The sequence below is a fragment of the Wolbachia endosymbiont of Drosophila innubila genome, from assembly GCF_021378375.1.
Taxonomy (GTDB): Bacteria; Pseudomonadota; Alphaproteobacteria; order Rickettsiales; family Anaplasmataceae; genus Wolbachia; species Wolbachia pipientis.
Map to the genome: position 1 here is coordinate 314934 of NZ_CP076228.1, position 23935 is coordinate 338868.

A 23935-nucleotide genomic window follows, 5' to 3' on the forward strand; every position below is an offset into this window, starting at 1 on the left:
TAACTTTTGAAAAAGATTATGATTGCATTTTTTCAATACTCTTTGCTTAAGATTTATATTTAACGCTGCTTAAAATCAGTGAAATGCACACCCCAGCAAACTACTCTGCCGAGCTTCCAACACTTTCACATTTACTATTTTGTCCCTGTATTTATCTTCAGAATCATCAATGCACACTGATTGCATATATGGGCTTTTACCAATAATTTGGTTTTGGTGTTTACCTTTTTTATCGCTAAATAGAACAGGTATAGTTTTACCTACCATACTCTGGTTAAACTTAAGTTGTTGCTTACTAATTAATTTCTGTAAACGAAGAAGGCGCTCTGTTTTAACCTCTTCTGGTACTTGATCTTTTCTTTCCGCTCCCGGTGTGCCTGGTCTTGGGCTGTATTTAAAACTATAAGCCTGAGCATATCTAACTTTTTCTACTAATTTCATAATTTCTTCAAAATCTTTTTCGGTTTCTCCAGGAAAACCAACAATAAAATCAGAAGAAAATTCGATTTCAGGTTTCAATTTGCGAAATCTGTCTATTATTTCCAAATACTCCTCTGCGGTGTGTTTCCTGTTCATCGCGTGCAATATTTTATTCGAACCAGACTGCACAGGCAGGTGAACAAACGGCATGAGCTTTGGCTCTTCCGCATGTGCCAAGTAGAGAGATTCATGCATATCTCTTGGATGAGAAGTTGTATAACGAATCCTCTCTAGCTTTTCAATTTTAGCAATATGACTAATTAATTTTCCTAAATCCCACACTTCCCCTTCGCACTCCCCATGGTAAGCATTGACGTTCTGACCAAGCAAATTGATCTCATTTGCCCCATTTGCAACTAATTTCAATGCTTCACGAAATATTTCATTCACTGGCCGTGAATACTCAGCTCCACGAGTATAGGGCACTACACAAAACGTACAAAATTTATCACAACCCTCTTGTATGGCAAGAAACGCAGAAGACCCCTGGCTATTGCCATAGCATTCATCTGGCAATTTATCAAACTTTGCAACTTCAGGAAAATCAGTATTTATTACATGACCTTTACTTCTGCTTGCTTTGACTATCAGCTCCGGTAAGGTAGCGATACTCTGCGGACCAACAACAATATCAACAAAAGGAGCCCTTCTGAACACTTCTTCTCCCTCTGCTTGCGCTACACACCCAGCCACCACTATAGTCATTTCTTTTCGTAACGAATGAATCTTCCCAAGCTCTGAGTAAAGTTTTTCTGCTGCCTTCTCTCTAATGTGACAAGTATTCAGTATCACTAAATCGGCTTTCCCTGCATCACTAACAACGTTGAACCCCAAAGGTTTAATTACATTTTCCATTAAAACGGAGTCATAAACGTTCATCTGACAGCCGTAAGTTTTAATATATAGGCCTTTCATATTTGGTATGTCTTTTTCAAAATTTCTTCACCCTACACGTAAATGTCTAACAGACCAGCGCGTGACGCTAGTGAACTTGCTAGCACAATAGATTTTGACAAAATTATACGAAAAACTGGATCCCAGTGTCAAGCACTGGGATGACAAGAAAGGGAGCACTGGAATTTTTATTTCAGTATTGTACATTAGCCATGCATCTGAACAGATACGAGCTTTCTGCTTTTTTTGGGTAAGGTCAGTCAAAAAGGTTTTACAACAACCATAATAACTATAACTATTATCAATACTGTAACTGCTTCATTTAAAACGCGAAAATAAATATGTGACTTCTTATTCGAACCCATTGCAAAATTTTTCCTATATTTTGCAAGTAGCATATGAATAATTAACATCAAAAGTATTGCAAATGCTTTTACATGAAACCATCCTTCACGATATGCTTCCCTAATAACCATTAGTGTAATTCCAAGACCAAGTGAGAAAAGCATTGCAGGGTTTATGATATATCTAAGTAGCCTCTTTTCCATTGTTTGAAGCAAGCTATCATTTTCCGATCCCGGTTTTACAGTTGCATGGTAGACATAAAGCCTGGGTAAATAAAGCATACCTGCCATCCACATGATAACAGAGATAACGTGAAAAGCCTCAAGCCAGTGGTAATAGTTCATTAGCAAAAATTTAAAATTCCTGGTATTGTGTTAGTTTAATGAAAAAGAAATCGATATGAAAGCAGAAAATTTCACTAAAGAACAGATAATTGGATTCTACAGGAAAATGCTACTCATACGCAGATTTGAGGAAAAAGCAGGACAATTATATGGGATGGGATTAATAGGCGGGTTCTGTCACCTATCAATAGGACAAGAAGCAGTTGCAGTTGGAACTCAAGCTGCATCAAAATTAGGTGACGCTTTTATCACAAGTTATAGAGACCATGGCTTAATGCTCGCATGTGATTCTGATCCAAATGTTGTAATGGCAGAGCTTACCGGCAAAGAAACAGGATGCTCGAAAGGTAAAGGTGGTTCGATGCACGTATTTGACGTTGAAAAAAAATTCTTCGGCGGGCATGGAATAGTGGGAGCACAAGTTCCAATTGGCACAGGAATAGCATTTGCTAATAAATATAAGAAAAAAGATAATGTGGTATTTACATATTTTGGCGACGGTGCTGCAAATCAAGGACAAGTATATGAATCGTTTAATATGGCATCTTTGTGGGAGTTGCCTGTGGTTTACATCATAGAAAATAATGAATACGCAATGGGAACCTCCGTGCAAAGGTCAACTTTAGTAACAGAGTTATATAAAAGAGGAGAAAGTTTTGGTATTCCTGGAAAACAAGTTGATGGAATGGATTTTTTCTCTGTTTATGAGGCTACAAGCGAAGCAGCGGAACACACACGCAGCGGAAAAGGGCCTATCCTGCTTGAAATGAAGACATATCGATATCGCGGTCACTCAATGTCAGATCCTGCTACTTATCGCTTAAAAGAAGAAGTTGAAGATATGAAGCAAAATCATGACCCTATAAGCACTTTAAAGAAATACATGACAGATAATAAAATGGCTTCAGAAGAAGAGTGCAAAGTAATTGATAAGGAAATACGTGATTTAGTAAAAAAGTCGGAAGATTTTGCCAAAAATAGTAAAGAACCAAGCGTTGATGAGCTGTATACTGATGTTTATAAATTTGTTAGCTAATTTTTTTATCCAGAACTGTACAAACATTGTATAGTAAACGATGTCATCCAAATAGCTCCTTCTCCCGTCATCCAAGTGCCCTCCTTTTTTTGTCATCCCAGTGCTCTGACTACTTGGATCCAGCTGAGTTGGTGAGTATAAAAGTATAGCTAACGCAAGCTCTACGTCATGCCGCCGCGAACCGTCATACCGCGATTCATTCGCGGTATCTCTAGATCCCGCTAACAAGCAGCGGGATGACGGTTGTCAGGCTAGCTGTCATCTCAGTAGTCTCCTTCTCCTGTCATTCGAGTAGCTGACACTGGTTCCTTTATGACGGCAGTAGCCCCTTCGGTGTCATTCCAGTGCTTGACACTGGAATGACACCAATAATTGACATTTCACTAGATATTCATTATAAATAATGGAATGCTACAAAGTATAAAAACCATATTAATAGAAGACGATAACGTTAGGCTGGATAGGTACATCAGAAGAATCTTTCCTGATCTAAAGCAATCTGTAATTGAAAAATCTTTAAGGAAAGGATTAATCAAAGTTGATGATTGCAAAGCAAAGTCCAGTGATAGAGTAAATTCTGGGCAAACTATAACGCTGAAGCACTTGAATTATATTGAAAACGCTAATTCTGATCGCAAATATAATGAAAAGTTAGTGAATCTACTAAGAGAGAACATATTATATGAAGACGAATATATACTAGCTATAAACAAACCCGCAGGGGTCATCGTTCAAGGTGGCGTAAAAGTAAAGATTAGCATGAGTGATTTGCTTGACCAAATAAGAGAGGGAGAAACATTTAAAATTGTCCATAGGCTAGATAGAGATACGAGTGGAGTGATAATATTCGCACGCAACGCTAATGTTGCCAGATACCTTATGGAAGAATTTAAAGGACGAAGAGTAAAAAAAACTTATTTAGCATTAACTTCTGGCATACCGAGCAAGGATAGTGGAACAATAGACTATCCATTGGTGAAAAAATATGTTTCAGGTCAAGAAAAAGTGGTCGTTGATGAAAATTCACCTCAGAATGCCACTACGCATTTTTCAATTATAGCAAAATCCAAACACAATGTTGCTTATTTAAAATTACAACCAATTACCGGCAGAACCCATCAGTTACGTGCACATTTAGCTCATATAAATTGCCCTATTCTTGGTGACGGTAAATATGGTGGTAAAAAAGCTTTTATTGATGGGATAGCAAATAAAATTCACCTTCATTCGCATTCTTTATCTTTAAAACTGCCAAACAATAAAGAAATCACTATCACCGCTCCTATCACTAAACACATCGAAAAATCCATTGAAGCGCTATTTTTCGACTGAAACGATTTCACCAATCAACTTTTCTGTCTTTGGCTTTAATTTGAAGCACAGATATTAGGCTAATTAATGCGCAGGCAGTAAGATAAATGCCTGCTGCAAGTTTTGTTTCGGTTTTTTCTATAAGCCACATGCATATGTATGGAGAAAGGCCACCAAAAATTCCTGCAGATATATTATTTGCTAAGCTTACGCCAGTGCATCTTACTTTTGTTGGAAACAGTTCACAAATAACAGAACCATATATTCCAAAAGATGCACCTACTGGTATAGTAATCAATAAGTAAGTTATTATTACGACATAGTGGTTAACGGAAGATAATAATGGTAATACACATGTACCAATCAGAGATAGCATAATCAGTACAGGAATCATTACGCGTTTTCTTCCAACTTTATCAGATAAAATTGCAAAAAGTACCGCAGATGCTGCAAATACAACCTGTATTACTATCCTCATTAAATCTTTAACACTAATAGATAAAATAACTAGCTCTTTTATTGATATATTATAAAACATTATTGCTGCGTAGACAATTGCATTCTGAGCAATTCCCAGATTGATTGAAATAATAAGCGGTCTTTTATAGTTTCTTACTAGTTCTAACAATGGTGAATGTGCTAAATTATTAGCGTACTTATTAGTTTTATATGCTAAGCTTTCTTTTAATATGTACCTAGTTAAAAAACCTATTGTCCCCCAAAAAAAGCAAAAATAAAAAAGCAACTTCCATCCCCATATTTCATAGTTCTCACCTGTAACTCTTTTGCAGATAAATATCATTGTTATGCATAAGAGCGTTCCAAGGGCTCCGCTAAAGGGCTTCATACTTCCTAAGAAACCTAGATTTTTTTTATCTTTTGAATGCTCTATCGTAAATGCTGTATTAATGCTTGTTTCACCTCCTGCAGTTATTCCTTGCACTATTCTACAAAACACAAGCAATACAGGTGAAAGCAACCCTATTTCTTTATACCCAGGTATAATTCCCATAATTGTGGATGATATTGAAATTAATATTACTGAAGTAAGTAAAGTCTTTCTTCTGCCATACTTATCTCCCATATAACCAAAAATTACTGCACCAATTGGTCTAAACGAAAAACCAATTGCAAAAACACCAAGGAATTTGAGTGTACTCAAATAATGATCTTCTGATGGGAAAAAAACGTTGATGATTGTATCTGTTAATACTCCAAAAAGAGTGAGTTCATACCACACAATCATGTTACAGATCATGCCCGATAGTATTGCTTTTTGGATATTATTCATGGTCTTTCAATTTAACATAACCTAATATATCATTAACCGGTGCTCCTTGCTATAAAATTTTTCATTCAATAACCTTCAAGGATAATTCACGTAAATGCTTATCCTCCACCTTGGAAGGAGCACCCATTAGAACATCTTCACCTTGCTGGTTCATAGGAAAACAGATTACTTCACGAATATTTGGCTCATCAGCAAGCAGCATAACTATTCTATCAACTCCTGGTGCTATTCCACCATGAGGAGGAACACCAAATCTGAATGCACGTACAAGTGCACCGAATCTTGTATCAACTTCTCCCCGGCTATAACCTGCAATGGCAAAAGCTTTATACATGATATCCAGTTTGTTATTACGAATCGCCCCACTTGACAGTTCTATTCCATTGCAAACAAGATCATATTGGTAAGCAAGGATATCCAGTGGATTTTTGTCCTCTAAATCTTTCAGACCACCGTGTGGCATGGAGAATGGGTTATGAAAGAAATCGATTTTTTTACTTTTATCGTCATATACAAAATATGGAAAATCAATGATCCAACAAAACTTGAAGATATTATCATCTATAAGACTGAGTTCTGACCCTAAAAGAGTGCGTACTTTTCCTGCAATGTTTGCCGCCTCATTCTCTTTGTCAGAAGCAAAAAATACACTATCTCCTGGCTCTATGTTTGTTGCTTCTCTTATGTGGTTTAGCCTATTTTCATCAAGAAATTTAGCAATTGGGCCTTTCGCAGTTCCACCTTTATCAAACGTTATATATCCGAGACCCTTAGCACCGAATTCTTTTTGCGCATGTTCTATCTTTTTATCAAAGAAGCTGCGTGGTTCCTCTGCTGTTTTAGGTGCAGGGATGGCTCTCACTACCATACCACGCTCAATATTGCTTTTGAAAATATTGAACCCTGAATCACGAAAAATTTCTGTAACATCGCTGATTAATAGTGGATTACGCAAATCTGGCTTGTCAGAACCATACTTAAGCATTGCCTCTTTGTATGTAATGCGTGGAAAATCTTTATCGACAGACTTGCGAGAAAATTTAGCAAACACTCTATATAAGGTAGACTCAATAATCTGAAAGATGTCTTCTTGAGTTACAAAAGACATTTCAAGATCTAGCTGATAAAACTCTCCCGGAGAACGGTCAGCCCTTGCGTCTTCATCACGAAAACACGGTGCAATTTGGAAATATTTATCAAACCCTGAAACCATGAGCAACTGTTTGAAAATCTGCGGAGCTTGTGGCAATGCATAGAACTTGCCAGGATTTAGCCTGCTTGGCACTAGGTAGTCGCGTGCTCCTTCAGGAGAGGAAGCAGTGAGTATTGGAGTTTGAATCTCTAAAAATCCTCGCTCTATCATGAGCTTGCGGAGCTCTGCAATAATTTGTGAGCGCAAAATAATATTGTTGCGGACTTTTTCACGTCTTAAGTCAAGAAATCGATATTTAAATCTCATGTTTTCTGGGTATTCTTGCTCGCCGGTAATGCTTGCCAATATACTTCTTTCTTCTTTTGCTATTTCTTCATCAAAGTGGAACTCAACTTCCGACTCAACGCGCAAATTGTTGACTATCACCTCGATTTCTCCGGTAGAAATAGAGCTGTTTACCGTATCTTCAGTTCTAGCTTCAACTATTCCTGTAACAGTAATTACACTCTCCAATTTTAAATTTGATATCTCATCAAAAAAGTCTTTGTCATTATTAAATACTAGCTGAGTGATTCCGTAGAAGTCTCTTAAATCAACAAAAATTAGGTTACCATGGTCGCGCTTACGATATAACCATCCAGAAAGGGTAACTTCCTTTTCTACATCATTCTTTCTTAATTCTTCACACGTGTGAGTCTTGTAGCAGTTCATATTTGTTTCACTTCTAAATTCTTTAAAAAGTATAGAAATAAACCTTACCACATACAAGCCCATTCGTCAGATATTTGTCCAGTTTACGAAATAGAGCAGTATTACTTTTATACTGTCTTTACTCACACAAAAATTGCACAATTTCTATAATTATGGTATAATATGATGTGGCGTAAGCTGAGTACAGAAAATGTCTTTCGGACAAATTATTATATATAGTATAGCATTACTTGCTATAGTCAAAGTATTTCTCTTTTTGAGAAAAATATACAAAAATCGCATTAGAAAAATCATATTTCCTAGAAAAGTTTTTAAAGAAGAGTGGGAAGAAGACAGAAAATTCAATGAATTATATCAAAAAAATAAGCAAAAAGAGTTGATGAAACAACAGGAAATACTGCGTGAGAAGCAAAAAGATGTGCAAGTTTATAAAGAAGATCCAGAAATAGTTGACATAGCAAAACCGGTAGGTAAATGGACAAAGATGGTTATGATGGGTAATGGTTTAATGCAGCGTTTTGCACAATTGATACATAGAGAAGGCGGACAGAAAGGATTTTGGGAGCTGTTTGTAAAAGCTCAGGCTTCAACTCAAGGTAAACATAAGGGAAAGGGCAGATAATCCATGCTTGAATGTGAAAATTTATCCTGCACTCGTAATAATAAGGTACTATTTAAGAATCTCAGTTTTAAAGCTGAGCTAAAATCAAAGATTCTAATCACTGGTCCAAATGGTAGTGGTAAAACCAGCTTAATTAGAAGTTTATCTGGACTTTTACCGCCGGTATCAGGCAATATAAGGCACTGCGGAAAAGATATATATGATGATCCAAAATCCTATATATCTTCTATGGTCTATATAGGCCATAAGAATGCCTGTAAAGATAGCTTAACTGTTGCTCAAAACGTAGAATTCTGGGCAGGAATACGAAATACTAGAGAATTGATTGTGGCAGCTATTTGTTGCTTGCAGTTGCAACCTGTACTTAATATTAGATATGGCGAACTTTCTGCAGGCTGGAAAAGGAGAGTTGCGCTTGCTCGCCTCTTGATTTCTAATGCAAACGTTTGGCTGATAGATGAACCATTTTGTAATCTTGATAGTGCAACGTGTGAATTAGTGCTGAACCTAATCTCAATACGCTCTGAGCAAAATGGTATAGTAATTATTACAGGGCATAGCTCTACAGAGCAATTGTGTGATTTTACAACGATTGATATACGTAATTTCAATAGACTTCTTGTATAGTTTTTGGCAACAACCGCTAGAAATAAAAAACTTGCTTGACAAACTCCGCCAGCCCCCTTATCATAAACACTGAAGCTATTTATTTATCTTCTCTGTACAGATTAAATGACAAAAAAACTCACGTATCTGGCGTCTCATGTTTAATTTTTTGCACTATGTGCACCTTATGTCTTTATCAAACTTCTACCTACATAAGCTGAAACGCGCTTATAAAGCGTCTAAAACATAAAAAAACGCCAACTTAAAAAATGGATAGTGAATAACTAGCTACCCTAGGGTTTCTTTTGCCTTTTTTTCTGTTTAGTAAATTTCTTAAACATTTATAGCTAAGGTTAGTTGCATTTAAAAGCAGCTGAATCGCGGTTATTAAGCGTTTAGAATAAAAAAACGCCATACTTGAAAGTATAATATAAGTAATTAGCCAACTACGGGGCTTCTTTTGCCTTTTTTTCTGTTTAGTAAATTTCTTAAATATTTATAGCTAAACGACAACCGTCATCCCGCTGCTTGTTAGCGGGATCTAGAGATACCGCGAATGAATCGCGGTATGACGGTTCGCGGTGGCATGACGATAAGCTCGTCATCCCGCTGCTTGTTAGCGGCTAAGGGATACCGCGAAGGGATACCGCGAAGGGATACTGCGAATGAATCGCGGTATGACGGTTAATTATTCTGCGGCGGTATGACGTAGAGCTCGCGTTAGCTATACTTTTATACTCACCAACTCAGTATCCAATCTGGATCCAAGTAGTCAGCTACTTGGATGACAACCTGTTGAGGCTGCGCTTACACATTCCACTTTCTATGCTCACCAAACAAATTTGCTTACTCGCAGCAAAATTTTCTGGATCCAAGTAGTCAGCTACTCGGATGACATCTTTGTGTTTGAGGCAAAACCAGCTATAACATTTCTTCGCAAACAAATGTTCGTACAGTTGTGCGCGTGATGCTGGAATCTAGACAACAATTAGATCCTATTGTCAAGCAATAAGCTACATGTGCTATTTATTTAGTAGATTAAATATGAAGTTTAAAACTCTGCTATTGACTTCCTGTAGAACTAGTGAAAACCAAACTTGCTTAAAACCACTTAATTAGTTATAGTTATAGTTATAAGTTTAGGTACAGTAAAATGACAGCTTTTGTCCCCTTGATTATTTTTTTAATCTTGTATCTTGGAAGTGGTGCTTATTTTTCTTTTATCGGAACTGATAATCCACTTCATCAGGTTTCACCAGTAATCTGCTTATTACCAGCACTATTTTTTGCTGTCTCACGTGGTACAAATAAAATTCAGCATAACATCGATACTGTTATCAAGGGCATGGGTGACAAAAACACCCTTACTATGTGTTTAATTTTTTTATTTTCTGGAGCATTTTCTGCGGTGACTCAATCAATCGGTAGCGCAGACACTGTTGCTAATTTAATTCTTAATTTCCTTCCAGCGAGATTACTGCTGCCTGGAGTATTTTTGGCTTCTGCTTTTATTTCAACTGCAATTGGCACATCTATGGGAGTTGTTGCGCTGATGGTACCTATAGCTGTTAATCTGGCAAAAAGTGGAGCTTTTGGTCTCGAAATAGGAACTGCAACTGTAGTAGGTGGTGCCGTGTTTGGCGATAACCTTTCGATGATATCTGATACCACCATTGCATCTGTTTCTTCACAGGAAGCTTCAGCAAAAGATAAACTTAAAATAAACTCTAAAGTTGCACTTATTGCCAGCATTATAACACTCATCTACCTAGCAGTTGCCTCAAATAGTACAAAAATTATTTCTATATCAAATTTAGATTATTATTCTATAATAAAAATTATTCCTTACATTTCTTTAATAATCATGGGGCTGCTTGAAGTCGCCACTTTAGTAACAATAACTATAAACATAATTATTGCTGGTGTGCTAGGAATAACTTTTTTTGACTATGCTATCATTCAATTTCCTCATGACGTGTATGACGGTTTCACAAAAGTAAACGAAATAGTGATATTTGCTCTATTTATCGGTGGATTGAGCCATATAATGTACAAGCAAGGTCAAAAAGCGTTGCATAAACTCATCGATGAAAGCAATATCACAAAAACTAAAGCTGAATTTGTGATAGCAGGAATTGCGTCTATGTTTACTACCTTAGTTGCCAATAATACCATTGCTATTTTACTAAGTGGTGGCATTGCAAAAAGGCTTGCACAAAAACACAGTATTGCGCCACATCGCAGCGCATACTTATTAGATGTTTTTGCTTGTGCTACAAAAGGTATCTTACCTTATGGTTCCCAACTATTGCTAGCAGGTAGCATCGCCTCTGTATCACCTATTTCTTTATTAACACAGGTATATTATTGCTTTATTCTAGTGGCAGTTACAATAGGCGAAATAATCATCAACAGCAGAAAAGAGAAACATTGTGCGGCTGCAACTTAGAGTTTCTCTTTTTTTACCCATAAGGAACGGAATTACTTGACACCCTTCGCCAACCCCCTTATCATGAAACTGAAGCTATTTATTTATCTTCGCAATCTGTGCAGGTTAATGACAAAAAACTTAGGGTATTTGGCGTCTCATGTTTAATTTTTCGCACTACGTGCATCGCATGTCTTTAAAAATTTCTGGGTTTTTACCTATATAAGCCGAAACGCGCTTACAAAGCGTTTAAGACAGCAAAAAACGTCAAATTGACAAGGGAGAATTTGAATGCTAGCTACTACGGGGTTTCTTTGCCTTTTTTCCTGCTTAGTAAATTTCTTAAACACTTGCGGTGTAGGTTAGTTGCAAGTTAAAAGCAGCTAAATCGCTCTTAATCAAGCGTTTTAGAATAAAAAAAACGCCGATATTTTAGTACATAGTAAATAGCCAACCACCATGGGGCTTCTTTTGCCTTTTTTTTCATTTGGTAAATTTCTTAAACATTTATAGTTGCAATTTAAGAGCCCGTAAAGGGTGTCATTCCAGTGCCCCTGTGATGTATTCCAGTGCTTGACACTGGAATACAGTTTTCCATATAATCTCATCGAAAATGTTGTAACCACTTTCCATGCTAGTTTGCTTGTTCACAAGCAAACTTTTCTGGATCCCAGTGTCTGGGCACTGGGATGACAAGAGAAGGTACTAGCCTGACACCCTGACAACCGTCATCCCGCTGCTTGTTAGCGGGATCTATGCTAATGCCCTTTTATTCTTTCAATTATGTTATTTCCATTTAAATCTGTCTGTTCCGCAACTTCAGTGAATACAGTTGAATACTCCCTAAAACTGATCGTCATAACTTTACCCTACTTTGAATAATATTTTGATCATTACATATTGTAACAAAAAAAATCAACTCATTTCTTCTAACGGCTCTATATTAAAGATAGAAAGTCCAGAAGCAATGACGTGTGCTAAGGCTTGGACAAGTTGCAGCGGTGAGATCTTTCTTATATCTTTAATTGTGTAATCTTCTGTGTTTGTAAATGTTTTTTCTATACCCCACTGCAGTAATAAGTACTTTACGTTCTGAATGATTTATGATGTAAATTATACGGTAGTTGCTAACCCTTATCCTATATTGCCCTCTAAAGCTATGACATAAAGGCTTTCCTAGATTAAAAGGATCAACTGTAAGGCGTTTCTTTATGGCCTCCTGAACCATTAATTTAATCTTTGCCGGAAGAGCTGGAATTTCTTTTTCAATAACATTTTTTAAGAATTTTATAGTGTAAGTTTTATTTCCAGATGTTTTCATCATCCTCTACTTCTTCTTCACCTTCAGAGAGGCGATCGTCAGCTATTTTGGATAGCTCTACATCTTCTTCGAACTCTTCTTCCACTAAATCTACTAAAACTTCAGGAATAGTTTTATTTTGAGTCTCTGCCATTTCTGTAAGATACTGAGCCAATTTACTGTCAAAACTTACATTAACATTGAGCTTTTTTTGACTGTGAGCCATATATTAACCAGAAAATACTACTATAAACTATAACATTTTTACTTAATTTTGTCAACTTCTCTATTCGTTGAAAAAACAATCTTGCATAAAAAAATCAACTCATCTCTTCCAAAGGCTCTATATTGAAGATAGAAAGTCCAGAAGCGATGACGTGTGCTAAGGCCTGCACGAGAAACATTCTTGCAGCGGTGAGGTTTAAGTTGTCTTCCAGTATGAAACGCATGTTTAAATCACTCTTGCCATACCCCCATAAAACGTGAAACGCTTCTGCAACTTCAAGTAAGTAGAAAGTAATTCTGTGTGGCTCACAAAGCCTTGCTGCAATTTCTACCACATCTGGCCACTTTGCTAAGGTTTTTATGAGGAAGAGCTCTCCACCTGTCCTTAAAAGTGAAGGATCTGCTGTTGGGAGCTCTTTTGGAGCATTACGCATTAACGAATGAGCACGAGCATGCGCATATTGCACGTAAAAAATAGGGTTGTCTTTTGACTGTTCTTTAACTTTAGCAAAATCAAAGTCCAAGACCATATCATTCTTGCGTGTTAGCATTATAAAACGAGTTATGTCCCTGCCAACTTCTTCCACTACATCTCTTGCTGTTAGGAAGTTTCCTGATCTTTTGGACATCTTAACAGGTTTGCCGTTCTCGAAAAAATTCACAATATTATGCAGTTTTACCTCTATTTTTGCTTGATCATCACTGAGCGCAGAGACGACTGCTTTGAGTCTTTTGACATAACCGCCGTGGTCACTACCAAGCTCTACGATCATATTGTTAAAACCACGCGATATCTTATCAAAATGGTAAGCGATATCCGAGGCAAAATAAGTCCAACTGCCGTCCTCTTTCTTCAATGCACGGTCAACGTCATCACCAAATTTTGTAGAGCGAAATAGCATCTCTTTTCTGGAAGTCCAATTTTCGCTTTCTTTGCCTTTTGGTTTCTCCAGGTACCCTTCATACACTAGACCCTTGTCAGACAATATCTTTATACTCTCTTCAATTTTGCCACTTTTTTGTAGCTCATACTCTGAAGTAAAAACATCATGATTTACTCCAAGTAAGTTCATGTCTTCCTTTATGATCTCTAAGATAGAACTTAAAGCATAGTCTCTAATCACTTGATTATCTTGCTTTTCTAGAAGCTCTGCGCCATATTTTTTGGCCAGCCCAGTCCCTATTGGTTTTAAATATTCACCTGGGTATAAACCTTTTTCGATGCTGATTTTTTCTCCCAGAGCTTCCTTATACCGCAAATATACTGACCGAATTAGCGTATCTATCTGCGCTCCAGCATCATTAATATAGTATTCCTTAGTAACTTTATAACCAACTTTTTTCAATAAATTTGCCAGAACGTCACCAAATACTGCCCCTCTTGCATGACCAATATGCAGTGGACCAGTTGGATTTGCAGATACAAATTCAACATTAATGGCCTGATTGTTCCCTATATCTAGGGTGCCAAACTCTGTTTTTAGCTCATTTATTTGTTTTAAAATTCCATGCCACACTTCTATTTTTAAGTGCATGTTGATGAAACCAGAGCCTGCTATTTCCACTTTTGCAACTTCATCAAAAAGTTCAAATTCTTTGGCTAAAACCTCTGCAATTTCAATGGGATTCTTCTTTGCATGCTTTGCAAGCACCATAGCAACATTTGTGTAAATGTCTCCATGGACTCTATTGCTTGGAGGCTCTATGATAAAGTTTGCTGCACTTGTGCTTATAACACCCCTTTGTTTCAACTCATTCAATTTACTAAAGATTAGAGAGGAAATCTGCTTAAAAATGTTCATTCACTATATTGCTATAAAATCTATAGCAGTATAGTGAATAAGTGGGACTAGTTGAAGGTTTATCTTAACTATTTTATCTTCCTGGATCAGAGTTTATATTAAGTCGTTGCCGTAACCATGGTAAGAGAAAGCCATACCTTCGCTGTAACCATCATTACCAGCATCAGGCTCTTCAACATCATCAGTTACTACCTGATCTTCAGTTGTGATTTTATCCTTGATCGTCTCGTCTACACCCTCATCACTATAAGAAAATTTGTTAGTATATGAATAGCGATTATTGATTTTATCACTATAGTTATGTTTTAACATAGAGACCTCCTATACAGTCAAAATTGGAATTACATTAAGATAGAACAAGCTATGAATATAACGTGAATGAAAGAAACTACAGATCACGAAATTTCCGGATAACTATGGAACCATTATAAAATAATAAAATTAAAAATTTAATAATTTTAATTATAAATCTAGCATATCAACTAACGGTATGATTTAAATTTTCTTTCAATTCCACTGTATCTTCGCCAGTTTTGCATACAGCCCGTCTTTACTCATTAGAAAGTCATGAGTTCCTACTTCTTCTACTTTTCCATGATTAATTACTATAATCTTGTCAGTCTTGAGTGCGGTTGATAGCCTGTGTGTAATTACGATTGTTGTTCTGTTTTGCATTAACTTGCTCAATGCTTTTTGCACGAGGTTCTCACTTTTGTAATCAAGGGCAGAGGTTGCTTCATCCAGTATTAAAACCTGAGGATTGTTGAGTATGGCCCTTGCTATTACAATACGTTGTTTTTGTCCTTCAGAAAGTTTTAATCCTCTTTTTCCTACAAATGTATCAAATTTATCAGGCAGCTTATCAATAAATTCCATCGCATAAGCGCTGATGGCTGCTTGCTTCACTTCCTCATATTCGGCACCTGGTTTGCCATATAGTATATTTTCCATTATTGAGCAAGAAAATATCATGTGATCTTGTGGCACTAAGCCAAACAACGATCTGAGGTCATTTAGCGCAATTGACTTAATATTGTGCCCATCGATAGTAATGCTACCTTTGTTTGGATCATGAAAACGGAGCAGAAGCTTTAAAATGGTGCTTTTACCACTGCCAGATGGTCCAACAATTGATACTGCTTGACCTGCCTCTATAGAAAATGATACGTTATCTAATGCTGGCTTATCAGCATAAAAAAATGTTACACCATTAAACGAAATTCCTTTTTGAACACTATAAATTTTTATAGGATCATCGGCATCTACTATAGAGCTTTTCATATTTTTAAATTCAAATAAACGCTCTACTATTCCAAGACCTCGTTGTAAATCACTGATATTATCGCTCAAATTATTTATAGCTCCTGCCGCAAGCGCTGAATAAAACACAAATGAGGAGAGTTCTCCAATAGTTATATTATTGCTTAAGACTTCTTTAATACCAAAAAAGAGCAAAACAACTAGTGAACCTATCACACACGTGATAACTAGAGTTACTAGAATAGCACGCAAGAGTACTAATTTTACGTATGATTTTGATACTGAGTTTAAATACTCCTTAAAACGGGTTTTTTCATTTTCTTCGAGTACAAACGATTTGATAGTCACTATAGATCTAAAATTTTCCTCACTAAATGACGCAAGCTCACTTAATTTATCCTGGGCAAAGCGTGCATAGCTACGCACTTTTTTTCCAAGTGAGGTCATGATAATGAGTAGTATAGGTATTATTGCGGCTGCATACGCAGTTAGTTGTATATTTGTATATAATAACATAGCAACACTGCCAATCAGAATCACAAAATTTCGTAATATGGTTAGTAAGCTGCTGTTTATTATTGATTGCAGCACAGAGGTATCAGTAATTAACGCTGAGATAACATCTTGTACGCCTGTGTTCTCAAAGAAACTTGGTTGCAAGTTAGTGATACTGCTATATAAGTCATATCTGATTCTTGCGATAACTTTCTCGCTGCCAATGCCAATGAAATATAACCGAGTAAATGCAGTGAGAGAAATGGCTAAAACTATAAGTATTGCAACTAATAGTTTGGTAGTAAAATCGTGCTCTGTGCCAGAATCAATTATATTGCTTAAGCCTCTGCCAAAGAGGAGGATCGTTAAGGCTGAAAATAAAACTGCAATAAAAGCTATGACAAAATAGGATAGATTAGGCTTTATATAGTAAAATAACTGCCTAATATTAGATCGCATCTTATTTTAAAGTTTCTAAAGTTAAGTATATAGATTTTAGTTTCAGGGGAAAGGGGAAAGGTGTAGTATGAAGCAATTTAGGTTCTGCAGCTGTTGTGATTTTAGTCCACCAAGAAAGGGTAGTAGCTCGCAGAAACAAAAAACTTACTTGACAAACTCCGCCAGCCCCCTTATCATAAAATTGAAGCTATTGTATTTGCTTTCGCCAATCTGCAGATTAAAAGGTAAGGATTACTTAATGTATCGGCGTCTCATGTTCAATTTTTTGCAGTATATAGATACTGTATGTCTTTACAAAACTTCATCTACATCTAGATTTTTATCTAAATAAGCTGAACGCGCTTATAAAGCGTTACAAGACATCAAAAAATGCCAATACTCGACAGAGATAGTAAAAGACTAGCTAACTCGGGGATTCTTTGTCTTTTTTTCTGCTTAGTAAACTTCTTAAACATTTGCAGCGTAAGTTAGTTGCAATTAAAAGCAGCTTAATCTTGCTTGTCAAGCGTTTAAAACATAAAAAACGCCAATATTTTAAAGCGGATAATAACCCCAGGGCTTCTTTTGCCTTTTTTTTCATTTGGTAAATTTCTTAACGTTTGCAGCTAAACGACAACCGTCATCCCGCTACTTGTTAGCGGCTAAGAGATACTGCGGCGGTATGACGGTTTGCGGCGGCATGACCTCGTCATTCCCCTACGTGTTAGCGGGATCTATGTTAAGGTATGACGGTTAAGTAAGGGATCTATGTTAAGAGATACCGCGGCGGTATGACGGTTCGTGGCAGCGTGACGATAACCTCGTCATCCCGCTACGTGTTAGCGCCGCGGCGGTATAGCTATACTTAAAAATATGGTTGAATAGTTGTTAATAATAGTGTATAATTATTAATCTTTTCTCAGTATTTTTACTATGGCTCTTTCTAAATTTCTCGATCCAAAGTTAGATTTAACATTTAAGAAAATCTTTGGCACTGAAAAAAATAAGAATATTCTTATCCATTTTTTAAACGATATTTTAGGATGTACTGAAGTCAACACTATACAAGAAGTAGAATTCTTAAGCACCATTATGGACCCTGAAATTGCTTCTGATAAACAAAGCATTGTTGATGTTCTTTGCAGAGATTCTAGTGGGAACAGGTATATAATTGAGATGGTGCGACCTGAAAGCCTTCGGTCATATTGTTTATAAAAGGAGAGGAATTCATTCAGAAAGAAACTGAAAGGATTCTAAAGCTTATTGAGCCAGATGTTTTGCCATCTGAGTCTACGCATCAGTGCGAATTGGGTAACCAGTTGGTGCTGAGCGACGCGGACAATGAACCTCCTCTTGATAAAGAAGATGCTCAATCGTGAGAGAAAGCATAAACTACAAGCATCATGTGGTTGGAGGGCTAGGCTTAGTGGTATGGTGAACGTAAGTGAAGCTTCATAAGTATCGTAACGATTAAAGAGCTAAAGATGCTGATAAGCTCCGACCAAAAGGTAATGTGACATTTTTCATTTCTGGATGTACGCAAATAATAATTCCACCGGTATAGAGAAGCCACCTAACCCACTATTGTATGACAAAAGGAACAGGATAAGCCTGTATTTTCGCCTATATGGCAGGCAACCCGCAAGGAATGCTGATGGATGTGCAGGTAAAGGATAATGGAGAAAGCGAATGCCATTTTGTAACGAAATGGATAGAATTTGTAACATTAATTCGCGTGAAAACGAGCAGACTTCCATTTGGTCCTTCATGACAAGAAACTTTGTTAACCACTTAAGGTAGGAAAGCAGATGATTACAAGTACAACTGTAAGTGCACCTACCAATAACTCCGAAGCATGGAACCAGTTACCCTGGAAGAAATGCCAAAAGTTGTTATGAGGCTACAGAGGCGTATTGTTAAGGCTGTCCAACAAGGCAGATGGGGTAAGGTGAAAACTTTACAACACCTTCTCACACGCTCTTTTAGCGGCAAAGCTTTGGCGGTTAAGAGAGTAACTGAAAACCAAGGAAAAACACAGCAGGTGTAGATCGTCAAATATGGTCAACTTGCAACACAAAATTTCAAGGAATAAAGCTATTAAAACAAAGAGGATACAAACCTTCTCCGCTAAAACGGATATACATCAGTAAGTCTAATGGCAAAAGAAGACCTCTGAATCCCTACGATAAAAGATAGAGCCATGCAAGCATTATACTTGTTTGCTTTGGAACCGATAGCTGAAACGATCAGTGATCGTCACTCTTATGGTTTTAGACCAAAAGATCCTGCGCAGACGCTACTGTGGCTTGCCACTTGTTACTGGCAAGCCGTAACCAACTACAATGGATACTCGAAGGTGATATTAAAGGGTGTTTTGATAACATTAACCATGAATGGCTCATGAAGCATATTCCTATGGAGAAGAAAATTCTTCATAGCTGGTTAAAAGCTGGCTTCCTAGAATCAAAACTCTGTATTCCACAACTGCAGGTACCCCACAAGGTAGTATCATCTCTCCAATACTAGCAAATCTAGCCCTAAATGGACTTGAAAAATCATTGGAAAGTCAATTTGGTAAACTTGGCAGTAAAAGAAGAAGCAAAATCAGAAGTGGAGTAAATGTAATCAGGTACGCAGATGACTTTATCATTTCAGGAATCACACGTGAAGTACTGGAAAATGAAGTAAAACCTCTAGTATCGTCCTTTCTTCAGGAGAGAGGTCTTATCCTTTCCGAAGAGAAAACAAAAATTACATCTATTACAACAGGGTTTGACTTTCTTGGTTGTAATGTACGCAGGTATAATAAGAAGTTAATTATAAAACCTTCAAAAGAAAGTATTAAGAAACTTCTTAATAAAGCACGTACATTGATAAAGGCAAACATAGCGAACACTCAGGCCGTACTAATCAAGTTGCTCAATTCCCTATTAAGGGATGGGAAAATTACTACAGCCATGTGTGTGCGAAAAGAGCTTTAACAAAATAGACCATGAAATTATGTGTGCTCTATGGAAATGGGCAAAGAAAAGACATCCTCGTAAAGGATTACGTTGGATAAAGAATCGTTACTTCAAGGTAATGAAACAACGCCAATGGGTCTTTGCTGCACCCATATGCAAGAACAAACCGAAAGAGATAAGGTATTTAAGACTGCTTAGGTTGATTGATATACCTATCAGACGACATGTTAAAATCAGGGCGGATGCAAATCCACTTGACTTAAAATGGAAAAAGTATTTTGATGAAAGAGTGAAACAAACAAAAATGTTAGCAAGCTCTTTCTCAAGAGAAGGTTCTCTGCTGTTGGTGTCACCATTAAGAATGATGTTTTCTGAGGAATCATGAAGGACAAGCCGGTTCGAGAAAAGAAGGACTTAGATAAGGGGCTCAAGCGTAGTGTGGAGAAACCTGCATGCTGCGTTTCTAAGGGAGGAGTAGTAGCAATACTACTTCCTTACCTAACCAGGTCGCTAAAACTAAGGGCTTTGAAAAACGCGCACAACTTTATGCTGCTAAGGCTTACTCAAGACAAGCTGATAAATCTGGTAAATACGTTGATTTAAAGAAGATTTTCTTTATCGCGATTTCAAATTGTACCTTATTCCCTGATAAGCTTGACTATATATCTAGCCATACCATAAGAGATGAAAAAACCAATGAGCATGACTTAAAAGATTTTCAATTTATCTTCATAGAGCTGCCAAAATTTCCTAAGAGTAGAGAAGAACAACTAGAAAGTGTAGTAGACCGTTGGCTATTTTTTTTCAAATATGCAGATGAAACAACGGACGAAGATCTCAGAAAAATTGCGGAAAAATCACCAATAATAAAGCTAGCATATGATGAATTAGATAAGTTTCACTGGAATGAAAAAGATCTAATAACTTATGAAGAAAGAATAATGGATCTGCGCAAAGAAGAAGCCATTCTTGAATACAGACTTGATCTTGCTACTGAAAAAGGCATCCAAATTGGCGAAGAAAGAGGCATCAAAATCGGTAAAGAGGAAGGAAAAATCGAAGGAAAAATCGAAGTCGCAAAAGCAATGCTGGCTAACAATGTTGATGTCAACACTATTGTCAAATTTACTGGCCTTTCTATTAGTGAGATTGAAGAATTAAGTGTGAACGGTTACTAATTAAGAACTTTAATTATCAATCATAAATCACTGAATTTCGCTAGTAAATTTGTTGCCATTGTCCATATTGCACAATTGTATATAAGATATAGTATAACAATAGTGTCCGTTCAGCTAATACCAATTCCCACTGCACAATAAACGGATAGATAACAATGGAAAAAAAGCCATACTATTGCCTTTCTTTCTCACTCCACAATTAAATAACTCTACAATATCGCTTATTTGATTCACTAATAATGAGAATTGGTATAACTTTGCTATTTTTCTCTCTAGATTCTTGCAAAGTTCTACAAGATTAACCACATTACCTCACGGTTTCTCTATGATTATTTTTTTAGATTACTTGTTTACCTTATTTGCCGTTCTCCTGAACGAATATACATAAGCTATAAAAACTATCTAATAGCTACCCAAAACCCTTATTTCCCACTCAAGTTCAACATTAAATTTATCCTTTACTGCATCTTTTACTTTGTTGCCAAGGTTTTCCAAGTCAGATGCAGTTGCATTATCGTAATTGAGCAAGAAGTTACAATGTTTCTTAGAGATTCTAGCTCCACCAATATTTAACCTTAGGCAGCCAGATTTATCAATTAACTCCCATGCTCGGTAGTTTTTTGGATTTTTGAATATGCACCCAGCAGTTTTTCCTCTTATTGGCTGGCTTTTATTTTTCCTCTCAATAACTTCCTTTAACCTTTGCAGTATAAGCTCATACTCTGAGTTTACTCCTTTAAACTCAGCTTCAACAAAAATCCAATTTCCTTTTAGGCTATGTCCACGGTAAAAATACCCCATTTCTTCGCTGGAGAACTCATATAGGTTTCCATCCTCTAGATTCACTGCTTTTATAGATTGTACAACACTTGCGATATCACTACCATATGCACCTGCATTCATTTCTATTCCGCCACCAACTGTTCCTGGAATTCCAACTAGAAACTCCAACCCACTAATCTGCTGATTTCCCGCAAAGTGAGCAAGGTTGCTGAGCAGCACAGCTCCCCCAGCTACAATAGAGTTGTTACCCTTACTTTTAATATATGCAAACTCCTTACCTAATTTTACTGTTATTCCTCGAATGCCACTATCTCGCACTATTATGTTGGATGTTGCACCAATAACGCTAACTGGCAGTTCAGTATTTTTAATCAAGTATGTTAAATCTTCAATATCACATGGTTTAAATAATACATCAGCTCGTCCACCAACATTTAACCACGTCGCTTTAGACATTAAGACATCATAACGATAGATTCCACGTACTTTAGGTAAGCTTATAAGCATTTTGATTTCAACTCTAATCCTGCATCCATACCCATTTTCTCCGCATCTTCTATAAATGAAGTGCGCTCAGTGAAGTATATATTTTTTCCACTTGCTAACATACAACGAAGGTGTAGCATATTTTCGCTCACATATTCAGCCAAAGCTGCAAGTGGTGTAAAACATGAACCATTCACTGTCTTCATAAAACTGCGCTCTGATTTCACTCCTATAAAAGACATATTATTATTAATTTTCTCTAAAAGATCGATAATTTTTACATCATTCCTTCTACATTGAATACAAACCGCCCCCTGCCCCACTGCACTTAACATAACTTTTGGTGGCAATACCTCTGTAATCAAGTGATGTTTTTCTAATCTTATGAGTCCTGCTTCAGCTAGAATTATTCCATCAAAACTTTGATTTTGCAATCTGGTTGTTACATTTCCACGTAGCGGTACTATATTTAAATCTGGTCTAACATTTAACAACTGAACTTTTCTTCTTATTGAAGAAGTGGCAATAGTAGCCTGCTGTGGCAAAGACTCAAGGCTATTGTGTTTATGAGAAATAAACGCATCGCATGAACTTAGCCTTTCTAAAACACAAGGAATTGTTAAACCCCCTGAGAAAAACGCAGGCATATCTTTTAGCGAATGAACTGCCATGTCTATATTATTTTCGAGCAATTCAGTCTCAATTTCTTTAATGAATAATCCTTTGCCTCCTATTTCAGCAAGATTTGCGTTTGCATACTTATCTCCAGAAGTTTTTATTTTAACAATTTCAATAGATAAGTTAGGAAAAGAATCCAGCAACTTTTGTTTTGCTTCCAAAGCCTGGGCAACTGCAAGCTTGCTTCCTCTGGTACCTATTTTGACTAGCATGTGTACGATTGTTTGTCTGATGTCATTCAAGTAGCTGACTACTTGGATCCAGTTTATATAAACCTTTGCATTTATTGTACTTTAACTTAAAACCAAAAGCAACTTTGACTTTACAAAATAATAACCTTTTATATGCATAAATAAGCTTACTGGATTCTAGTACTTGCATGACAAGGTATAAACCTTATCGTCATACCACCGCGAACCGTCATACCGTCACGGTATCTCTAGATCCCGCTAACACGTAGCGGGATGACGAATTATTTAACCGTCATCCCGCGATTCATTCGCGGTATCTCTAGATCCCGCTAACAAGCAGCGGGATGACGGTTGTCGTTTAGCTATAAATATTAAAAAATTTACCAAGCGAAAAAAAAAGGCAAAAGAAGCCCCGTGGTGGTTGGCTATTTACTATGTACTAAAATATCGGCGTTTTTTTTATTCTAAAACGCTTGATTAAGAGCGATTTAGCTGCTTTTAACTTGCAACTAACCTACACCGCAAGTGTTTAAGAAATTTACTAAGCAGGAAAAAGGCAAAGAAACCCCGTAGTAGCTAGCATTCAAATTCTCCTTGTCAATTTGACGTTTTTTGCTGTCTTAAACGCTTTGTAAGCGCGTTTCGGCTTATATAGGTAAAAACCCAGAAATTTTTAAAGACATGCGATGCACGTAGTGCGAAAAATTAAACATGAGACGCCAAATACCCTAAGTTTTTTGTCATTAACCTGCACAGATTGCGAAGATAAATAAATAGCTTCAGTTTCATGATAAGGGGGTTGGCGAAGCTTGTCAAGGAATTTTTATGGCCTAGCGTCACGTGCTGGAATGACATTTGGGAATATGTTATCCGTTTGTCACTTCTAAATGATAAGAGCCTCAATGAATTTATTAG

26 protein-coding genes and 2 pseudogenes are annotated in these 23935 nt (G+C 36.8%); 13 read left to right on the forward strand and 15 right to left on the reverse strand.

Annotated elements, in window-relative coordinates:
• Window positions 1-75: 75 nt before the first annotated feature.
• A complete protein-coding gene (gene miaB, locus J4T77_RS01565) occupies window positions 76-1395 on the reverse strand; it encodes a tRNA (N6-isopentenyl adenosine(37)-C2)-methylthiotransferase MiaB (protein ID WP_190321239.1) in 1320 nt (439 codons plus the stop codon).
• A gap of 239 nt (window positions 1396-1634) precedes the next feature.
• A complete protein-coding gene (hemJ, locus tag J4T77_RS01570) occupies window positions 1635-2063 on the reverse strand; it encodes a protoporphyrinogen oxidase HemJ (protein ID WP_010082641.1) in 429 nt (142 codons plus the stop codon).
• Window positions 2064-2118: 55 nt separating this feature from the next.
• On the opposite strand from hemJ, the gene pdhA reads away from it, so the two are divergent.
• Both pdhA and J4T77_RS01580 read left to right on the forward strand, forming a co-directional pair.
• Entirely contained in the window at window positions 2119-3099 is a 981-nt protein-coding gene (gene pdhA / locus J4T77_RS01575; RefSeq protein ID WP_006279887.1) for a pyruvate dehydrogenase (acetyl-transferring) E1 component subunit alpha, read from the forward strand.
• Window positions 3100-3507: 408 nt separating this feature from the next.
• Complete coding sequence (locus J4T77_RS01580) at window positions 3508-4431, forward strand: RluA family pseudouridine synthase (protein ID WP_006279888.1); 924 nt, start codon at window positions 3508-3510, stop codon at window positions 4429-4431.
• 7 nt (window positions 4432-4438) lie between these two features.
• Here the strand turns inward: J4T77_RS01580 and J4T77_RS01585 are convergent, their stop codons facing one another.
• The gene (locus J4T77_RS01585) at window positions 4439-5701 is read right to left on the reverse strand and encodes an MFS transporter (RefSeq protein ID WP_190321238.1); all 1263 of its coding nucleotides are present in this window, start codon (window positions 5699-5701) and stop codon (window positions 4439-4441) included.
• A 61-nt stretch (window positions 5702-5762) separates the two neighbouring features.
• On the reverse strand, window positions 5763-7565 hold the full coding sequence (gene aspS, locus J4T77_RS01590; protein ID WP_190321288.1) for an aspartate--tRNA ligase: 1803 nt from the start codon (window positions 7563-7565) through the stop codon (window positions 5763-5765).
• Window positions 7566-7755: 190 nt separating this feature from the next.
• Here aspS and J4T77_RS01595 point away from each other — a divergent pair, with 190 nt between their 5' ends.
• A complete protein-coding gene (locus tag J4T77_RS01595; protein ID WP_010082661.1) occupies window positions 7756-8187 on the forward strand; it encodes a hypothetical protein in 432 nt (143 codons plus the stop codon).
• Between the two features lie 3 nt (window positions 8188-8190).
• Window positions 8191-8814: a heme ABC exporter ATP-binding protein CcmA gene (gene ccmA / locus J4T77_RS01600; RefSeq protein WP_007548816.1), complete on the forward strand. Its 624-nt coding sequence runs from the start codon at window positions 8191-8193 to the stop codon at window positions 8812-8814.
• Window positions 8815-9569: 755 nt separating this feature from the next.
• Here ccmA and J4T77_RS01605 read toward each other — a convergent pair.
• Window positions 9570-9737 (reverse strand): hypothetical protein, encoded by a 168-nt coding sequence (locus tag J4T77_RS01605; RefSeq protein ID WP_155975180.1) that lies wholly within the window; start codon window positions 9735-9737, stop codon window positions 9570-9572.
• A 209-nt stretch (window positions 9738-9946) separates the two neighbouring features.
• Here J4T77_RS01605 and J4T77_RS01610 point away from each other — a divergent pair, with 209 nt between their 5' ends.
• A complete protein-coding gene (locus tag J4T77_RS01610) occupies window positions 9947-11242 on the forward strand; it encodes a Na+/H+ antiporter NhaC family protein (RefSeq protein WP_233641079.1) in 1296 nt (431 codons plus the stop codon).
• Window positions 11243-11761: 519 nt separating this feature from the next.
• Here the strand turns inward: J4T77_RS01610 and J4T77_RS01615 are convergent.
• The 6 genes from J4T77_RS01615 to J4T77_RS01640 all read right to left on the reverse strand — a co-directional run bounded on the left by J4T77_RS01615 (window position 11762) and on the right by J4T77_RS01640 (window position 16762).
• Window positions 11762-11917, reverse strand: coding sequence for a hypothetical protein (locus J4T77_RS01615; RefSeq protein WP_167513690.1), 156 nt, complete (start codon window positions 11915-11917; stop codon window positions 11762-11764).
• Window positions 11918-12242: 325 nt separating this feature from the next.
• On the reverse strand, window positions 12243-12542 hold the full coding sequence (locus J4T77_RS01620) for a type II toxin-antitoxin system RelE family toxin (RefSeq protein WP_010962566.1): 300 nt from the start codon (window positions 12540-12542) through the stop codon (window positions 12243-12245).
• The gene (locus tag J4T77_RS01625; RefSeq protein ID WP_010962565.1) at window positions 12523-12747 is read right to left on the reverse strand and encodes a hypothetical protein; all 225 of its coding nucleotides are present in this window, start codon (window positions 12745-12747) and stop codon (window positions 12523-12525) included. The genes J4T77_RS01620 and J4T77_RS01625 overlap by 20 nt, the downstream gene beginning before the upstream one ends.
• A 94-nt stretch (window positions 12748-12841) precedes the next feature.
• Complete coding sequence (argS, locus tag J4T77_RS01630) at window positions 12842-14548, reverse strand: arginine--tRNA ligase (RefSeq protein WP_190321237.1); 1707 nt, start codon at window positions 14546-14548, stop codon at window positions 12842-12844.
• A 93-nt stretch (window positions 14549-14641) separates the two neighbouring features.
• Window positions 14642-14860, reverse strand: coding sequence for a hypothetical protein (locus tag J4T77_RS01635; protein ID WP_010962563.1), 219 nt, complete (start codon window positions 14858-14860; stop codon window positions 14642-14644).
• Window positions 14861-15055: 195 nt separating this feature from the next.
• Window positions 15056-16762: an ABC transporter ATP-binding protein gene (locus tag J4T77_RS01640; RefSeq protein ID WP_010962562.1), complete on the reverse strand. Its 1707-nt coding sequence runs from the start codon at window positions 16760-16762 to the stop codon at window positions 15056-15058.
• Between the two features lie 912 nt (window positions 16763-17674).
• Here J4T77_RS01640 and J4T77_RS01645 point away from each other — a divergent pair.
• The 8 genes and pseudogenes from J4T77_RS01645 to J4T77_RS01675 form a co-directional block, all read left to right on the forward strand.
• A pseudogene (locus tag J4T77_RS01645) lies at window positions 17675-17920 on the forward strand (PD-(D/E)XK nuclease family transposase); the annotation flags it as partial.
• Window positions 17921-17946: 26 nt separating this feature from the next.
• Window positions 17947-18120, forward strand: a complete 174-nt coding sequence (locus J4T77_RS01650; protein WP_233641023.1) for a hypothetical protein — start codon at window positions 17947-17949, stop codon at window positions 18118-18120.
• A gap of 248 nt (window positions 18121-18368) precedes the next feature.
• Entirely contained in the window at window positions 18369-18512 is a 144-nt protein-coding gene (locus J4T77_RS01655) for a hypothetical protein (RefSeq protein ID WP_173862902.1), read from the forward strand.
• Between the two features lie 84 nt (window positions 18513-18596).
• Window positions 18597-18788: a reverse transcriptase N-terminal domain-containing protein gene (locus J4T77_RS01660; RefSeq protein WP_233641080.1), complete on the forward strand. Its 192-nt coding sequence runs from the start codon at window positions 18597-18599 to the stop codon at window positions 18786-18788.
• Window positions 18789-19042: 254 nt separating this feature from the next.
• On the forward strand, window positions 19043-19267 hold the full coding sequence (locus J4T77_RS06995; protein ID WP_255717899.1) for a hypothetical protein: 225 nt from the start codon (window positions 19043-19045) through the stop codon (window positions 19265-19267).
• On the forward strand, window positions 19261-19722 hold the full coding sequence (locus J4T77_RS01665; protein WP_255717905.1) for a reverse transcriptase domain-containing protein: 462 nt from the start codon (window positions 19261-19263) through the stop codon (window positions 19720-19722). The genes J4T77_RS06995 and J4T77_RS01665 overlap by 7 nt, the downstream gene beginning before the upstream one ends.
• Complete coding sequence (locus J4T77_RS01670; protein ID WP_233641081.1) at window positions 19679-20089, forward strand: group II intron maturase-specific domain-containing protein; 411 nt, start codon at window positions 19679-19681, stop codon at window positions 20087-20089. Before J4T77_RS01665 ends, J4T77_RS01670 begins: the two co-directional genes overlap by 44 nt.
• Window positions 20086-20882: pseudogene (locus J4T77_RS01675) on the forward strand (Rpn family recombination-promoting nuclease/putative transposase). The gene J4T77_RS01670 and the pseudogene J4T77_RS01675 overlap by 4 nt, the downstream one beginning before the upstream one ends.
• A gap of 114 nt (window positions 20883-20996) precedes the next feature.
• On the opposite strand, the gene J4T77_RS01680 reads toward J4T77_RS01675, so the two are convergent.
• From J4T77_RS01680 to J4T77_RS01695, 4 genes are all read right to left on the reverse strand, one after another.
• Window positions 20997-21188, reverse strand: coding sequence for a hypothetical protein (locus J4T77_RS01680; protein ID WP_070356842.1), 192 nt, complete (start codon window positions 21186-21188; stop codon window positions 20997-20999).
• A 96-nt stretch (window positions 21189-21284) separates the two neighbouring features.
• On the reverse strand, window positions 21285-22172 hold the full coding sequence (gene murB / locus J4T77_RS01685) for a UDP-N-acetylmuramate dehydrogenase (RefSeq protein ID WP_010082163.1): 888 nt from the start codon (window positions 22170-22172) through the stop codon (window positions 21285-21287).
• Window positions 22163-23041: a hydroxymethylbilane synthase gene (gene hemC, locus J4T77_RS01690; protein ID WP_010962666.1), complete on the reverse strand. Its 879-nt coding sequence runs from the start codon at window positions 23039-23041 to the stop codon at window positions 22163-22165. The genes murB and hemC overlap by 10 nt, the downstream gene beginning before the upstream one ends.
• 22 nt (window positions 23042-23063) lie before the next feature.
• The gene (locus J4T77_RS01695; protein ID WP_167480075.1) at window positions 23064-23210 is read right to left on the reverse strand and encodes a hypothetical protein; all 147 of its coding nucleotides are present in this window, start codon (window positions 23208-23210) and stop codon (window positions 23064-23066) included.
• Between the last annotated feature and the right edge of the window lie 725 nt (window positions 23211-23935).

Bases quoted from the DNA above. Each gene is read 5' to 3' on its own strand.
- J4T77_RS01620 (WP_010962566.1), bottom strand. From the start codon at position 12,542: ATGAAAACATCTGGAAATAAAACTTACACTATAAAATTCTTAAAAAAT.
- ccmA (WP_007548816.1), top strand. From the start codon at position 8,191: ATGCTTGAATGTGAAAATTTATCCTGCACTCGTAATAATAAGGTACTA.
- pdhA (WP_006279887.1), top strand. From the start codon at position 2,119: ATGAAAGCAGAAAATTTCACTAAAGAACAGATAATTGGATTCTACAGG.
- J4T77_RS01655 (WP_173862902.1), top strand. From the start codon at position 18,369: ATGGCAGGCAACCCGCAAGGAATGCTGATGGATGTGCAGGTAAAGGAT.
- J4T77_RS01625 (WP_010962565.1), bottom strand. From the start codon at position 12,747: ATGGCTCACAGTCAAAAAAAGCTCAATGTTAATGTAAGTTTTGACAGT.
- hemJ (WP_010082641.1), bottom strand. From the start codon at position 2,063: ATGAACTATTACCACTGGCTTGAGGCTTTTCACGTTATCTCTGTTATC.
- argS (WP_190321237.1), bottom strand. From the start codon at position 14,548: ATGAACATTTTTAAGCAGATTTCCTCTCTAATCTTTAGTAAATTGAAT.
- J4T77_RS01610 (WP_233641079.1), top strand. From the start codon at position 9,947: ATGACAGCTTTTGTCCCCTTGATTATTTTTTTAATCTTGTATCTTGGA.
- aspS (WP_190321288.1), bottom strand. From the start codon at position 7,565: ATGAACTGCTACAAGACTCACACGTGTGAAGAATTAAGAAAGAATGAT.
- J4T77_RS01695 (WP_167480075.1), bottom strand. From the start codon at position 23,210: ATGCAAGTACTAGAATCCAGTAAGCTTATTTATGCATATAAAAGGTTA.
- hemC (WP_010962666.1), bottom strand. From the start codon at position 23,041: ATGCTAGTCAAAATAGGTACCAGAGGAAGCAAGCTTGCAGTTGCCCAG.
- murB (WP_010082163.1), bottom strand. From the start codon at position 22,172: ATGCTTATAAGCTTACCTAAAGTACGTGGAATCTATCGTTATGATGTC.
- J4T77_RS01635 (WP_010962563.1), bottom strand. From the start codon at position 14,860: ATGTTAAAACATAACTATAGTGATAAAATCAATAATCGCTATTCATAT.
- miaB (WP_190321239.1), bottom strand. From the start codon at position 1,395: ATGAAAGGCCTATATATTAAAACTTACGGCTGTCAGATGAACGTTTAT.
- J4T77_RS01595 (WP_010082661.1), top strand. From the start codon at position 7,756: ATGTCTTTCGGACAAATTATTATATATAGTATAGCATTACTTGCTATA.
- J4T77_RS01670 (WP_233641081.1), top strand. From the start codon at position 19,679: ATGGGAAAATTACTACAGCCATGTGTGTGCGAAAAGAGCTTTAACAAA.
- J4T77_RS01640 (WP_010962562.1), bottom strand. From the start codon at position 16,762: ATGCGATCTAATATTAGGCAGTTATTTTACTATATAAAGCCTAATCTA.
- J4T77_RS01585 (WP_190321238.1), bottom strand. From the start codon at position 5,701: ATGAATAATATCCAAAAAGCAATACTATCGGGCATGATCTGTAACATG.
- J4T77_RS01660 (WP_233641080.1), top strand. From the start codon at position 18,597: ATGGAACCAGTTACCCTGGAAGAAATGCCAAAAGTTGTTATGAGGCTA.
- J4T77_RS01580 (WP_006279888.1), top strand. From the start codon at position 3,508: ATGCTACAAAGTATAAAAACCATATTAATAGAAGACGATAACGTTAGG.